The organism is Bradyrhizobium sp. UFLA05-125, from assembly GCF_059803515.1.
On record NZ_JBANBJ010000063.1, the window covers coordinates 1 to 13,322 of the forward strand.

Sequence of the window (13,322 nt, forward strand, 5' to 3'; positions counted from 1 at the left end):
CAATAGACCTGCGGCCGATACTTATTGTGACCGGTCTGGTTCAGGAGGCCCGCATCGCGGCGGGGCCTGGAATGGCCGTTATTTGCTCTTCGAGTAGCCCGACGCAGCTGCGGGCGCTTCTGACGGTGGTGGATTCCGAGAGCATCCGGGGCGTGATCTCCTTCGGCGTCGCTGGCGGGCTCGATCCCACGCTTCGCTCGGGCGACGTCGTGGTCGCAACCGAAGTGCTGGCGGGCGATGCCCGGTGGGCCGCCGGCCTGTCGCTCAGCGAAGACCTCATCGACAAGCTGACCTCCGGACGCCGCCGCGTCGTGCGTGGCAGCCTTGCCGGTGCCGAGGAAGTGGTCACGGGCAGCTCCTGCAAGGCGGCGCTCCACTCCGAGACCGGTGCGGCCGCCGTCGACATGGAGAGCCATATCGCGGCTGCCTACGCCGCCGAGGCAGGCCTTCCGTTCGCCGCACTCCGGGTCATCAGCGATCCCGCCCACCGCGCGTTGCCGGCGCTGGCGCGGGAGGCGATCAAGCCGAACGGCCAGATCGATGTGGCGACGATCTTGCGCGGCGTCGTGCGCAATCCGGGCACGCTGCGCGCGCTGGTCTCGACCGGCATCGACTTCAATCGCGCACTGCGCTCCCTGCGCGTCAGCCGCGACTTCCTGATCGGCAGCGAGGGGCTCGTCTCCGAGGCGATCTGAGCGGTTTCGAATCCGCATAAACGAGACAAAAAGGCCCGATCGCAGCGCGATCGGGCCTTTGTCTTTTGATCCAGCGTCGCCCGGATGGAGCGAAGCGCAATCCGGGGCCGGTTGAACGCCTGATCCCGGATTTCGCTTCCGCTCCATCCGGGCTACAGGTCGAGAGTGTGCCTACGCGGCGGTCGAGGCCTTCTGCTCGGCAGCAAGCGCCTCGTCACGACGGATCTCGGAGAGCTTCTTCTGGACCTGCTCCGAGAAGATGTACTGCGCCGGACGCTGCTTGGAGAGGTCGATCTCCGGCGCCATCGGGCCCGACGTCCTGACGCCGCGCATCGCGACCCAGGCGGCCTTGATCGGGTTCGTCAGCGCCGCCGTCGCCGCCGTCGGCTCGTAGCCGCAATGCGCCATGCAGTCGGCGCACTTTTCATACTTGCCGGTGCCGTAGGTATCCCAGTCGGTGGTCTCCATCAGCTCCTTGAAGGTCTTGGCATAGCCTTCGCCGAGCAGATAGCAGGGCTTCTGCCAGCCGAAGATGTTGCGCGCGGGCATGCCCCAGGGCGTGCACTCGTATTCCTGGTTGCCGGCGAGGAAGTCCAGGAACAGGCCGGAATGCATGAAGTTCCACTTCTTGCCCTTGCCCATCGCGAAGACGTCGCGGAACAGCTTCTTGGTCTTGGTGCGGTTGAGGAAGTGCTCCTGGTCCGGTGCACGCTCATAGGCGTAGCCCGGTGACATCGAAACGCCGACGCCGAGCTCGGTGGTGAAGTCCAGGAACTTCGCGATTTCTTCCGCCGGATGGCCGTCGAAGATGGTGGCGTTGACGTTGACCGTGAAGCCACGCGCCTTCGCTGCCTTGATCGCGGACACAGCGCGGTCGAACACGCCCTTCTGCGAGACGGCCTTGTCGTGGTGATCCTTCAAGCCGTCGAGATGCACCGAGAAGAACAGGTACGGGGAGGGCTCGAACAGGTCGAGCTTCTTCTCGAGCAGAAGCGCGTTGGTGCAGAGCGAGACGAACTTCTTGCGCGCCACGAGGCCGCGCACGATCTCGCCGATCTCCTTGTGGATCAGCGGCTCGCCGCCGGGGATTGCCACCATCGGCGCGCCGCATTCGTCGGCGGCGTCCCAGCACTCCTGCGCTGTCATGCGGCGGTTGAGGATTGCGTCCGGATAGTCGATCTTGCCGCAGCCGACGCAAGCGAGATTGCAGCGAAACAGCGGCTCCAGCATCAACACGAGCGGATAGCGTTTGCGGCCAAGCAGTTTCTGCTTGAGCAAATAGCCGCCGATACGCATTTCCTTGAAGAAGGGTATTGCCATCACACGTTTCTTTCTGGGCTTGAAATTCAGGTAGGTCAGCTTGCGGCGAGTTCCGCCGGAAGCCGGAATTCGATGTTTTCCTCGCGCCCGGGCAGAACCGAGACCGAGACCGGTCCGATCCGTCGCAGGGCTTCGATCACGTCATCCACGAGAACCTCAGGTGCCGAGGCGCCGGCTGTGATGCCGACGGTCTTGGCGTCTTTCAACCATGCCGGATTGAGCTCGCGGCCATCGGCGACCAGATAACTCGCCACGCCGGCCTCAGTGCCGATTTCGCGGAGCCGATTCGAATTGGAACTATTGGCAGCGCCCACCACCAAGATCACGTCGACCAGCTTACTTAAGTCCCTTACCGCAGATTGGCGGTTCTGTGTCGCATAGCAGATATCCCGGATGTCGGGGCCTTGAATATCTGTAAATCGGGCCTGGAGGGCCGCGATAATGTCTCTGGTGTCGTCCACCGACAGCGTGGTTTGGGTGATGTAGGCCACTGGCCTATCCACCGGCAGCGTCAGGGCCTCCACCTCTTCGACGCTCTGGACGAGCAGCACGGGGCCTGGAACCTGGCCCATGGTGCCCTCGACCTCGGGATGGCCGGCATGGCCGATCAGTATCAGGGTACGGCCCTTGGAGATGTAGCGCTTCCCCTGATTGTGAACTTTCGTGACCAGGGGACAGGTCGCATTCAGCACGGGAAGGTCGCGCGCAGCAGCCTCTTCCTCGACGCTGCGGGCCACGCCATGGGCGCTGAAAACGGTCATCGATTTCGCGGGAACCTCGGACAGCTCCTCGACGAAGATCGCGCCTTTCTTCTTCAGGCTTTCGACGACGTATTTGTTGTGCACGATCTCGTGGCGCACATAGACGGGCGGGCCATACTTCTCGAGCGCCCGCTCCACGATCTCGATGGCACGCACCACGCCGGCACAAAAGCCGCGCGGCTGCGCTAGATAAACTTCCATAGGTCGCCCATCACGCAAGTTGCACCAAATCCGTTCAGTTGTCCCCGGCCGCACCCCGATACTCACCAATAGTGCAATATCCGCACCATTGGTTACGCATCAGCGGTAGCAGCCCACCCGTCCGTTTGGCCCCAAGCGCATGGAGGCACAGGGCCTTGTGTCAAAAAAACGGCCGCGAGGAAAGGCGGATCGCGTTCTCGGTTCCATTAACGGTATTATGATGCGGCAAGGTTAAGGCGGTCCCTCACCCCTTCGTCACTTTACCGCCTCAACTGGCCGTCTATACCCGCCCGCGCGGTCGTTGACCTTCGTCAATTCATCGAACCTCCCGATGGGTCAGACCGCCCAAAACAGCGATAGGTTTCGCCGGGGAACTCCGATAAAGAGCGGGCGTTTCCGGCAAGCTGTTTAAAAGCCAGAAAGAAAAGTTGTGCTGCAAAGTATAGTCGTTGCGATCGTCCGAGCCTGCACCCGATTTGCCACACTCGTCGTTGTCGGCGGGCTCCTGCTGGCGGTTGGCGCGGGCTACTACGCGGCACGCCATTTCGCCATCAACACCGACATCAACTCGCTGATTTCGCAGAACCTCGACTGGCGGCAGCGCGACCAGCAGTTCGACCGCGCCTTCGATCGCGATGCGACGATCCTGGCTGTCGTCGAGGCTGCGACGCCCGAGATGACCACTGCCGCAGCAGATGCGCTCTACGCGAAGCTGAAGGACGACAAGACCAATTTCGTGTCGATGCAGCAGCTCGGCACCGGCGAATTCTTCGAGAAGAACGGGCTGCTGTTTCTGTCGACCGAAGAGGTCGGCAAGATCACCGGCCAGTTCGAATCTGCAGCCCCCCTGATCGAGATCATGGCGGGTGATCCCTCGATCCGCGGCCTCACCGGCGCGCTGGAGACCGGGCTTGCCGGTGTCAAGCGGGGCCAGGTGAAGCTCGACAACACCGAGCGTCCCTTCAACCTGATCGCACAGACGGTCGAGACCGTCCTGAACAAGGGCAACGCGATCTTCTCCTGGCGCGAGCTCGTCAGCGATCAGCCGCTGACCGACTCGGACAAGCGCGCCTTCATCGAGTTCAAACCGGTTCTCGACTACAATGCGCTCGAGCCCGGCAAGGACGCGACCGACGCCATCCGGAAGGCCGCGGCCGAACTGGATTTTCCAACCAAGTACCAGGCGCGGGTGCGCCTGACCGGCCCCGTCCCGATCGCCAACGAAGAATATGCGACGGTTCAGGAAGGCGCCGTGGTCAACGGCATCGGCACTGTCATCGTGGTGCTGTTCATCCTGTGGCTTGCACTGCATTCGGCGAAGATCATCTTCGCCGTGTTCGTCAATCTGTTCGTCGGGCTCGCAATCACGACGGCCGCAGGCCTGATGATGGTCGGCTCGCTCAACCTGCTGTCGATCGCCTTTGCCGTGCTGTTCGTCGGTCTCGGTGTCGATTTCGGCATCCAGTACAGCGTCCGCTATCGCTCGGAGCGCTACAAGGTCGATGATCTCACGTCTGCGCTCGTGCTGGGCGCCAAGCGCTCGGCGATCCCGCTCTCGCTGGCAGCGATGGCGACGGCGGCCGGCTTCCTCTGTTTCATCCCGACTGACTACAAGGGCATCGCCGAGCTCGGCCAGATCGCCGGCGTCGGCATGCTGGTGGCGTTCATTTCCTCGATCACCGTGCTGCCGGCGCTGTTGAAGCTCTTGAACCCGCCCGGTGAGAAGGAGCCCGTGGGCTACGCCTTCCTGGCACCGGTCGATCGCTTCCTGGAGACGCACCGCGTCGTGATCGTCGGCGGCACACTGCTGCTCGCGCTCGGCGGCCTGCCGCTGCTCTACTACATGAAGTTCGACTTCAACCCGATGAACCTGCGCAACCCCAGGGCGGAGTCGATCGCGACCTTTCTCGATCTGCGCAAGGATCCGAACACCGGCGCCAACGCCATCAACGTGTTGACCAATTCGGAAGAGCAGGCGAAGCAGATCGAGGCAAGGCTCGAGAAGCTGCCGGAAGTGCTGCGGGTGATGTCCCTCGACAGCTTCGTGCCGGAGGACCAGGCGCCGAAGCTGAAGCTGATCGCGCAGGGCGCCAAGGTGATCACCCCCGCGCTCAACCCGGACCAGGTCGACGCTGCGCCCTCGGACCAGGAAAATGTCGACTCGCTGAAATCCTCGGTCGACGCCTTGCGCAGGATCGCAGGCAACGACAAGGGGCCCGGCGCGGCCGCCTCGCGGCGGCTTGCGGACGCGCTCGATAAGCTCGCCAACGCGGACGAGGCGACCCGCAACAAGGCACAGGACGTCTTCATTACGCCGATGAAGATCGTGTTCGACCAGCTCAGGAACGCGATGCAGGCCGAGCCAGTCACGCTGAAGTCGCTGCCACCTGATTTGGTCAATGCCTGGAAGAGCAAGGACGGCGTGATCCGAGTCGAGGCGCTGCCGCGCGGCGACCCCAACGACAACGACACCTTGCGCAGGTTCGCCGCGGCCGTGCTCACGGCGGAGCCGACTGCGATCGGCGGTCCGGTGTCGATCCTGAAATCGGGCGATACCGTCGTGCGCGCCTTCATCATGGCCGGCATCTATGCGCTGGTCGTCATCAGCCTGCTGTTGTGGATCACCTTGCGGCGATTCACCGACGTGCTGATGACGCTGGTGCCGCTCCTGGTTGCGGGCGCGGTAACGCTCGAGATTTGTGTGTTGATCGGGTTGCCGCTCAACTTCGCCAATATCGTCGCGTTCCCGTTGCTGCTCGGCGTCGGCGTTGCCTTCAAGATCTACTATGTCGTGGCATGGCGGTCCGGCAGGACGAATCTGCTGCAGACCAGCCTGACGCGGGCGATCTTTTTCAGCGCGCTGACGACCGCCACCGCGTTCGGCAGCCTGTGGCTGTCGAGCCATCCCGGCACGTCCAGCATGGGCAAGCTGCTCGCGCTGTCGCTGGTGACGACGCTCGCAGCCGTGCTGCTGTTTCAGCCGGCCCTAATGGGCAAACCCCGCAATCTCAGGGAGTAGGCAGATGTCGCCGACGGGATCGGCGACACCCTTCTGACCGGATTTTGCGCTCGCGCCGCTCTTGGGAGTGGCGGGCGCTGCGGTCGCCGCCGTCTTGGGCGACGCGCCGGTGGTCTTCGGCGCGCTCTTGGCCATGCTGTTGGCGGGGCTCGACGGGATCGGTGGCCCGACCCGGGTCCAGGTCTCGCCGCCGCAGAGGAAGCCAAGCACACAGCCCTTGATTTCGAGCTCGTCGGCGCCGGCGGGCGTGATGGTCGACGCGTAAAGCTGGCCGTCCTTGGCATTGTAGACTTGGCCCTCCCACTGGTCGGCGCCGGCTTTCTTCTTCATGTCGATCAGGATCGCCATGCCCAGGGTCGGCCTGCTCTTTTTTGAGACATCCGGGTTGTTCTCGTCGCGGCCGCCGGGGGTCTTCTCCCAGGATACCGCGCCCCACATGCTGCCATTGCATTGAGCCACGCGGATGTTGGCGACGCCGTCGGCGACCCGCCAGTCGCCGGTCGGATCGGCCGCGAAGGCCGGGTTCAAACAGCTGAAACCGCTAACCAGTATTATTCCGGAGTAAAGGGCCAAACGCATGATGGTTCCTTGGCAGCGCAACATGATTTAAAGCTGTGCTTGCGAAGATGGTCCGAAAAAGGGCAAAAGGCCGCAACGACCGTTTTCTGTTGACGACACAGCCATCAACCGAAGTATGTAGCGGATGCACACTCCAAATCCAAACATGGCTCAGCTCTTTGCTGACCGCGAGGCGCAACGCAGCTCCCTGCATACGCGTCACCTGAATGAGCAGTTCGTTCGGGTGCTCAAAACCATCGGCTACGATGTAGGTTTCCAGAAGGGGCAGGGGCAGTACCTCTACGACCGCGATGGCGCGCGCTATCTCGACCTGCTGTCCGGATTTGGTGTGTTCGCGATCGGCCGCAACCATCCGGTGATGCGCGAGGCGCTGAAGAGCGTGCTCGACGCCGATCTGCCCAATCTCGTTCAGTTCGATGTCTCGACGCTCGCCGGTGTGCTCGCCGAGCGGCTGCTCAAATACGTGCCCTATCTCGACAAGGCGTTCTTCGCCAATTCGGGCGCGGAGTGCGTCGAAGCGGCGATCAAGTTCGCGCGCGGTGCCACGGGACGTCCGGGTATCGTTTATTGCGCCCACGCCTATCACGGCCTGACCTACGGCGCGCTGTCGCTGACGGGGGACTCGAATTTCCGCAGCGGCTTCGAGCCGCTGCTGCCCGGCTGCACCTCGATCCCGTTCAACGATCTCGCGGCGCTGGAAAAGGCGCTGTCCTCGCGCGAGGTCGCAGGCTTCATCGTCGAGCCGATCCAGGGCAAGGGCGTCAACATGCCCACCGACGAGTTCCTGCCGGGCGCGGCTGCGCTCTGCAAGAAATACGGCACGCTGTTCATCGCCGACGAGATCCAGACCGGCATGGGACGCACCGGCCGTTTCCTCGCGGTCGAGCACTGGAACGTCGAGCCCGACATGGTGCTGCTGTCGAAGTCGCTCTCGGGCGGTCACGTTCCGGTCGGCGCGGTGCTGACGCGGAAAAGCATCTTCGACAAGATCTTCAACCAGATGGACCGTGCGGTGGTGCACGGCTCGACCTTCTCCAAGAACGACCTTGCGATGGCCGCCGGCATCGCCACGCTGGACGTGCTGGAATCCGAGAAGCTGATCGAGGCCGCCGCCAAGCGCGGTGCAGAGCTCCGCCTTGCGTTGACGCGCATGGTGCCCGGCTACGAGCTGATGAAGGAAGTGCGCGGCAAGGGCCTCATGATCGGCGTCGAGTTCGGCCCGCCGAAATCGCTGCGCTTGAGGGCGTCCTGGAACGTGCTGGAGACAGCGAACAAGGGTTTGTTCTGCCAGCTCATCACCGTGCCGCTGTTCAAGGACCACAAGATCCTGACGCAAGTCGCCGGCCACGGCAGCCACACCATCAAGCTGCTGCCGCCGCTCACCATCACCGAAGAAGACTGCAACTGGATCGAGAAGGCGTTCGACGACGTCATCGCCGGCAGTCACAAGGTTCCCGGTGCTATCTGGTCGCTCGGCAAGACGCTGGTGGACAACGCGGTGAGGCGGTCCGCCTAGGTCCCGACCGCGGCGTGGTGTCGCGGCGTGCGACCTGCTGAAGCAGTCCACCTACCTAACCTTCAAAGTAGCATCTACTTTCCCCGCGTTGACCTGACCGGGAGAGGAGTAGGCGATGCGTGTCACTGGCGGCTGTCATTGCGGTGCGATCCGCTATGAGGTGAACGGCGACATGATGGTGCACGCGCTCTGCCATTGCGCGGATTGCCGTCGCCATTCCGGGGCACCGATGGTGGGTTGGGCGATGTATCCGCTCGAAGCGGTCAAAGTGGTGCGCGGCCAGCCGAAGATCTATCAATCGTCCGAGCATGGACGACGGTACTTCTGCGCCGATTGCGGCACCGGGCTCTTCTACATCAATGAAAACATGATGCCCGGCATCATCGACATCCAGAGCGGCACCTATGATGACCCCGATGCCGTTCCAGCCATGATGCATATCCAGGTCGCCGAGCGGATTCGCTGGATGGAGCGCGCCCACGAACTGCCCATCTTCGAGCGCTTTCCTCCGCAGGAGTAACGGCGTGCGCAGGCTCGCGCGATGACGGCTTGGTTACAAACTACCCCTCCACATTCGCCTTCATCGCCGTCTCGAACTTGTCGACGAACTCGGCGAGCTCGTCGGCGCCGATATCGCTGACGGCCCAGAAGTTCAGGCCGCGGTCGCCCCAGCGGCGGCAGTTGAAGCCCTGCATGGTCTGGGTCTTCGGCGCGCGGTGTTCGGTGCTTGCGGTCTGCGACACGAACAGGTTGATGATGTGCTGCCGGCGCCGATAGACCACCGCGCCGATCGCGCGGGCGTCTATGTAATCGAGCCGGCCGCCGAGTAGCGTGAAGCCCTGCGCGGTCAGGTCGATTACGGGCGGGGCGACATCGAGCTTGCCGTTGAACCACGGTTTTACCGTGTGCTGGTCAGTGGAGACGACGTCGGTCAAATGGCCGGCCTGAAGCGAGCGCAGATGCGCCGAGACAACTTCGGACAGGATACGTTGCTGGTCGTCCTGGCGCAGCACGATGGCGACGAGACCGGTGGCGGCGAGCGCCGAGACCGCTGAGCCCATCGCAAAGCCGCGCAGCACCGCGCGGCGGCTCTGCAGGCGCGGCCGCGGCAGCGAGGCCTCGATGCGCGCACGCAAAGCAGCCGGCGCGGTGTAACGCAGGCTCGCATCGGCGAGCACGCGCTTCATCTCGCGCTGTGCGGCGAGTTCGGCTGCGCAAGCCGGGCAGGTCGCGATATGCGCCTCGACCTCGCTGGTATGACCGGCATCCAGCTCGCCGTCGATCAGTGCGTGAAGCAGAAGCTTTGCCTCGTCGCAGGTCATTTCGGTTGCTCCTCTTCCGCCATCCAGGCTGCGCGCAGCATGGCGCGGGCCCGGGCAAGGCGGGACATCACGGTACCGATCGGCGCCCCGACCGCTTCGGCGATTTCGCGATAGGACAGGTTGTTGATCTCCCGCAGCACAAAGGTTTCCTTGAATGGCTCGGCCAAAGCCTCGATGAGTTTTCTGATCGCCGTCGCGTCACGCGTGCGCAACATATCAGTTTCGGGATTCGCTTCGGTCTCGCGCCAGATCGGCGGCTGCTCGGACGCCTCGGGAATATCCTCGATCGCCGCGGGCGAATGCGCCCGACGCGCATATTCGGCGTTGCAGACGTTGCGCAGGATCGCGAACAGCCACGGCTTCATCGCCGGGCCGCGATAGCTGTCGAAATGCTTGAGGGCGCGCAGGTAACACTCCTGCACCGCGTCCTCCGCATCCGAGGCGTCACGCAACAGATAGCGCGCGAGCGTATAGACGTCGTCCAGATACGGCAGCGCCGCTTCACGGAAGCGCCGCGCCTTGTCGGGATCATCGCTGATGGAGGACATCGCCGTTCGCTTTGCCTTGTCGCCGGTGTCGGCTTTCGACGCGCGTGCCCGGCCAGCGTCAACCCACTGGCCGGGCAGAATGGTGATGCCTTGGTTTGAGCCGTTACTCAACCTTGATCAACCCCGTCATGTGCGGGTGCAGCGAACAAAAATACTTGTAATCGCCGGCCGCCGTGAAGGTGAACGAGAACTTGTCGTCGGTGTCGAGCGTCTTGGACCTGAACTTGCCGGCCGAGACGATGGTGTGGGGGATATCGTCCCGGTTGGTCCAGGTGATGGTGGTGCCGGTCTTCACCGTGAGCTCAGGCGGCTGGAAGGTGAAATTGTCGATATGCACCTCCATGTCGTCGGCACGGGCGTTGGTGATGGGCAGCAGCACGGCCGCGGCCACGGCGACACCGAAGTCGCGGCGATTGAGAGTCTTCATGGTCAGCTTCCGTTCAGCCCTGGAGCGGCGTGTCGATGATGGCGAGCGGCTGATCGCCTTGCTTGAAGTTGATGCTCGCGACCCCGAGCATCGAGCGGAGCCTTGCGTCCTCGACTTTCATCGGGCCGGGTGAGGGGGCAGCTCCGGGCGCGGGCTGCGGGAAGGCGGTAGAGCGCGCGGTGTGGAAGGTGACGTTGCCCTCGACCTTCTGCATCACCTGGTGGATGTGGCCGTTCAGTACGGTGACCGAGCCGAAGCCTTTGACGAATTCGAGCGCGCGTGCGCCGTCCTCGGTGCCCCAGCCCCATTGCGGATAGACGGTCCAGAGCGGGATGTGGGCGAACAGCACGACAGGCGTGGATTTCGATTTGCCGCGCAGATCGTCCTCCAGCCACGCAAGCTGCTCGGCGCCGAGATTGCCGAGCCCGCCGGCCTTGAGGTCGACCACGTTGACGAGGCCGACGAAGTGCACGCCACCGGCATCGAACGAATACCAGCCCTGGCCCTTTGTGCCGCGGCCATAGCGGTCGCGATAGAACTTCACCTCCTCGTCGAGGAAATCGTGCTCGCCCGGCACGTAGTGCACGTCCAGCTTGGTCTGCGAGATGATGCGCTCGGCATTGTCGAACTCGGCGGCCTTCGACAGGTGCGTGATGTCGCCGGTGTGGATCATGAAGGACGGCTTTGCCGGCATCGCGTTGATCTTGTTGACCGCCTCCTCCAGCGTGCCGAGCGCGTTGGGATTGGCCGGCTTGTCGAAGCCGACATGGCTGTCACTGATCTGGAGGAAAGTCATGCCGGGCGCTTCCGCGGCCTGGACGGAATCGACGATGCCGAGCGAGCGCGGCACGCCGCCCGTGATGGTCCAGAGCACCCCGGTGCCGGCCCAGGTCATGCATTCAAGCACCTTGCGGCGGTTGACGCCGTCGTTCCCGTGGTCGTGTCCGCTCATCACGCCTCTCCTTGCGCCCGGAATTGGGCTTCGGAGGATGTGATCGGGGAAGGGGCCGGTTTATTCCCGGATGGGATGACGATTTCGTGAGGTCGTTTCGCGCCGCGGACGACGCGGTGTAGCCCGGATGGAGCGCAGCGAAATCCGGGGTGAGGTGTGCGGCTGCTTCCCGGATTGCGCTGCGCTGCATCCGGGCTGCGTCTTCGTTACTTCGCATCCTCCAAAATCATCGTCGCGCCTTTCTCGGCAATCATCGCAGTCGGCGTGTTGGTATTGCCCGACGTGATCGTCGGCATGATGGAGGCATCGACGATGCGCAAGCCGCCGAGGCCATAGAAGCGCAGGCGTTCGTCGACGACCGCCATCGGATCGTTGGCCGTGCCCATCTTCGCCGTGCCGACGGGATGGAAGATGGTGGTGCCGATATCGCCGGCAGCTTTGGCCAGCGAGGCATCGTCGTCACCGACGGAAGGGCCGGGCAGATATTCGCTCGGACGATATTTTGCCAGCGCATTCTGCTGCATCAGGCGGCGCGTGGCGCGGATGGCGTCTGCGGCGACCTGGCGGTCGTCGGCGGTCGACAGGTAATTCGGCGCGATGATCGGTTTCTCGTCCGGCGCCGCGGCGCGTAAGCGAACGGTGCCGCGCGAGGTCGGTTGGAGATTGCAGGCGCTGACCGTGATCGCGGGGAAGCGGTGTAGGGGATCGCCGAACTTGTCGAGCGAGAGCGGCTGTACGTGGAATTGGATGTTGGCGCGCGAGCGCGTCGCATCCGAGCGGGTGAAGATGCCGAGTTGCGACGGCGCCATGGTGAGGGGACCGCGGCGACGGAAGGCATAGTCGAGCCCCATCAGGCCGCGGCGGAACAGATTGTAGTAGGTCTCGTTCAGCGTGCGCACGCCCTCGACCTTGTAGATCGCGCGCTGTTGCAGATGGTCCTGCAGATTGCGTCCCACGCCGGGCCGGTCCATCACGATGTCGATGCCGAGCGGCGAGAGCCAGTCGGCCGGCCCGATGCCGGTGCGATGCAGGACCTGGATCGAGCCGATCGCGCCGGCCGAGAGGACCACCTCGCGCCTGGCGCGTGCCTCGATGGTCTCGCCGTTCTGGGTGAAGCGCACGCCCACGGCGCGGCCCTGCTCGATGATCAGACGGTCGACCAACACGTGCTTCTCGAGCCGCAGATTGGGCCGCCTCAGCGCGGGCTTGAGGAAGCCGCGCGCCGAGGACCAGCGCCGGCCGCGCTTCTGGTTGACGTGGAAATAGCTCGTGCCCTCGTTGTCGCCGGTGTTGAAATCCGGGATGCGCTGGATGCCCATCTCCTCTGCGGCATCGCCGACGGCATCCAGAATCGTCCAGGACAGCCGCGGCGCCTCGATGCGCCAGCCGCCGCCGACACCGTGATGCTCGCTCGGCCCAAGAAAGTGGTCCTCCAGGTGCTTGAACATCGGCCGCACGTCATCATAGCCCCAGCCGGTGAGCCCGAGCTGGCGCCAATGGTCGTAGTCGGCGGCTTGTCCCCGCATCGAGATCATGGCGTTGATCGCCGAGCAGCCGCCGATCACCTTGCCGCGGGGATAGGCGAGCGCGCGGCCGTTCAGCCCGGGCTCGGCCTCAGTCTTGAACATCCAGTCCGAGCGCGGGTTGCCGATCGCAAAGAGATAGCCGACGGGGATGTGGAACCAGATCCAGTTGTCGTCGCCGCCGGCCTCCAGAATGAGGACGCGGTTCTTCGGATCAGCCGAGAGCCGGTTGGCGACGATGCAGCCCGCCGTGCCGGCGCCGACGACGATGTAGTCAAACTCACCCTCGAGCCGCCTTGGCATTCTGCTTCCACCCGGATGATCGTCATGCCCGGGAATCCGTCTTTGGCTCGTCCCGGAGCATTCACGCACTTGCCTGCTAATTGTCAGACGTGGATGGCCAAGACAAGTCAGCGGCAGGCCCAGCCATGACGTTTGGATCGAGATCGTCGGCCTCAA

The 13,322-nt window shown here is 63.8% G+C and carries 12 protein-coding genes; 4 read left to right on the forward strand and 8 right to left on the reverse strand.

Going from position 1 to position 13,322, the window contains the following annotated elements:
• Nucleotides 1–2: 2 nt before the first annotated feature.
• Entirely contained in the window at nucleotides 3–695 is a 693-nt protein-coding gene (locus SO156_RS35030; protein WP_498537953.1) for a phosphorylase, read from the forward strand.
• Between the two features lie 171 nt (nucleotides 696–866).
• Here the strand turns inward: SO156_RS35030 and hpnH are convergent, their stop codons facing one another.
• Together hpnH and ispH are read right to left on the reverse strand one after the other, a co-directional pair.
• Nucleotides 867–2,015 carry an adenosyl-hopene transferase HpnH gene (gene hpnH, locus SO156_RS35035; RefSeq protein ID WP_458147560.1) on the reverse strand — a complete coding sequence of 383 codons (1,149 nt, stop codon included), beginning with the start codon at nucleotides 2,013–2,015 and terminating at the stop codon, nucleotides 867–869.
• A gap of 35 nt (nucleotides 2,016–2,050) precedes the next feature.
• Nucleotides 2,051–2,977: a 4-hydroxy-3-methylbut-2-enyl diphosphate reductase gene (gene ispH / locus SO156_RS35040; RefSeq protein WP_458147559.1), complete on the reverse strand. Its 927-nt coding sequence runs from the start codon at nucleotides 2,975–2,977 to the stop codon at nucleotides 2,051–2,053.
• Between the two features lie 430 nt (nucleotides 2,978–3,407).
• On the opposite strand from ispH, the gene hpnN reads away from it, so the two are divergent.
• Nucleotides 3,408–5,996, forward strand: coding sequence for a hopanoid transporter HpnN (gene hpnN / locus SO156_RS35045; RefSeq protein ID WP_498537954.1), 2,589 nt, complete (start codon nucleotides 3,408–3,410; stop codon nucleotides 5,994–5,996).
• On the opposite strand, the gene SO156_RS35050 is transcribed toward hpnN, so the two are convergent.
• Entirely contained in the window at nucleotides 5,964–6,575 is a 612-nt protein-coding gene (locus SO156_RS35050; RefSeq protein WP_498537955.1) for a DUF2147 domain-containing protein, read from the reverse strand. The genes hpnN and SO156_RS35050 overlap by 33 nt on opposite strands.
• A gap of 124 nt (nucleotides 6,576–6,699) precedes the next feature.
• Between SO156_RS35050 and hpnO the strand changes: the two genes are divergently transcribed.
• Both hpnO and SO156_RS35060 read left to right on the forward strand, forming a co-directional pair.
• Entirely contained in the window at nucleotides 6,700–8,091 is a 1,392-nt protein-coding gene (gene hpnO / locus SO156_RS35055; RefSeq protein WP_498537956.1) for an aminobacteriohopanetriol synthase HpnO, read from the forward strand.
• A 115-nt stretch (nucleotides 8,092–8,206) separates the two neighbouring features.
• A complete protein-coding gene (locus tag SO156_RS35060) occupies nucleotides 8,207–8,611 on the forward strand; it encodes a GFA family protein (protein WP_498537957.1) in 405 nt (134 codons plus the stop codon).
• A 40-nt stretch (nucleotides 8,612–8,651) separates the two neighbouring features.
• Here SO156_RS35060 and SO156_RS35065 read toward each other — a convergent pair whose 3' ends face one another.
• The 5 genes from SO156_RS35065 to SO156_RS35085 form a co-directional block, all read right to left on the reverse strand.
• Complete coding sequence (locus tag SO156_RS35065) at nucleotides 8,652–9,413, reverse strand: anti-sigma factor family protein (protein WP_498537958.1); 762 nt, start codon at nucleotides 9,411–9,413, stop codon at nucleotides 8,652–8,654.
• Nucleotides 9,410–9,961, reverse strand: coding sequence for a sigma-70 family RNA polymerase sigma factor (locus SO156_RS35070; protein ID WP_458147609.1), 552 nt, complete (start codon nucleotides 9,959–9,961; stop codon nucleotides 9,410–9,412). Before SO156_RS35070 ends, SO156_RS35065 begins: the two co-directional genes overlap by 4 nt.
• A gap of 103 nt (nucleotides 9,962–10,064) precedes the next feature.
• Nucleotides 10,065–10,388, reverse strand: coding sequence for a cupredoxin domain-containing protein (locus SO156_RS35075; protein WP_498537959.1), 324 nt, complete (start codon nucleotides 10,386–10,388; stop codon nucleotides 10,065–10,067).
• Between the two features lie 13 nt (nucleotides 10,389–10,401).
• Complete coding sequence (locus SO156_RS35080) at nucleotides 10,402–11,340, reverse strand: metallophosphoesterase family protein (RefSeq protein WP_458147552.1); 939 nt, start codon at nucleotides 11,338–11,340, stop codon at nucleotides 10,402–10,404.
• A gap of 206 nt (nucleotides 11,341–11,546) precedes the next feature.
• Nucleotides 11,547–13,166 carry a GMC family oxidoreductase gene (locus SO156_RS35085; RefSeq protein WP_498537960.1) on the reverse strand — a complete coding sequence of 540 codons (1,620 nt, stop codon included), beginning with the start codon at nucleotides 13,164–13,166 and terminating at the stop codon, nucleotides 11,547–11,549.
• Nucleotides 13,167–13,322: the final 156 nt, after the last annotated feature.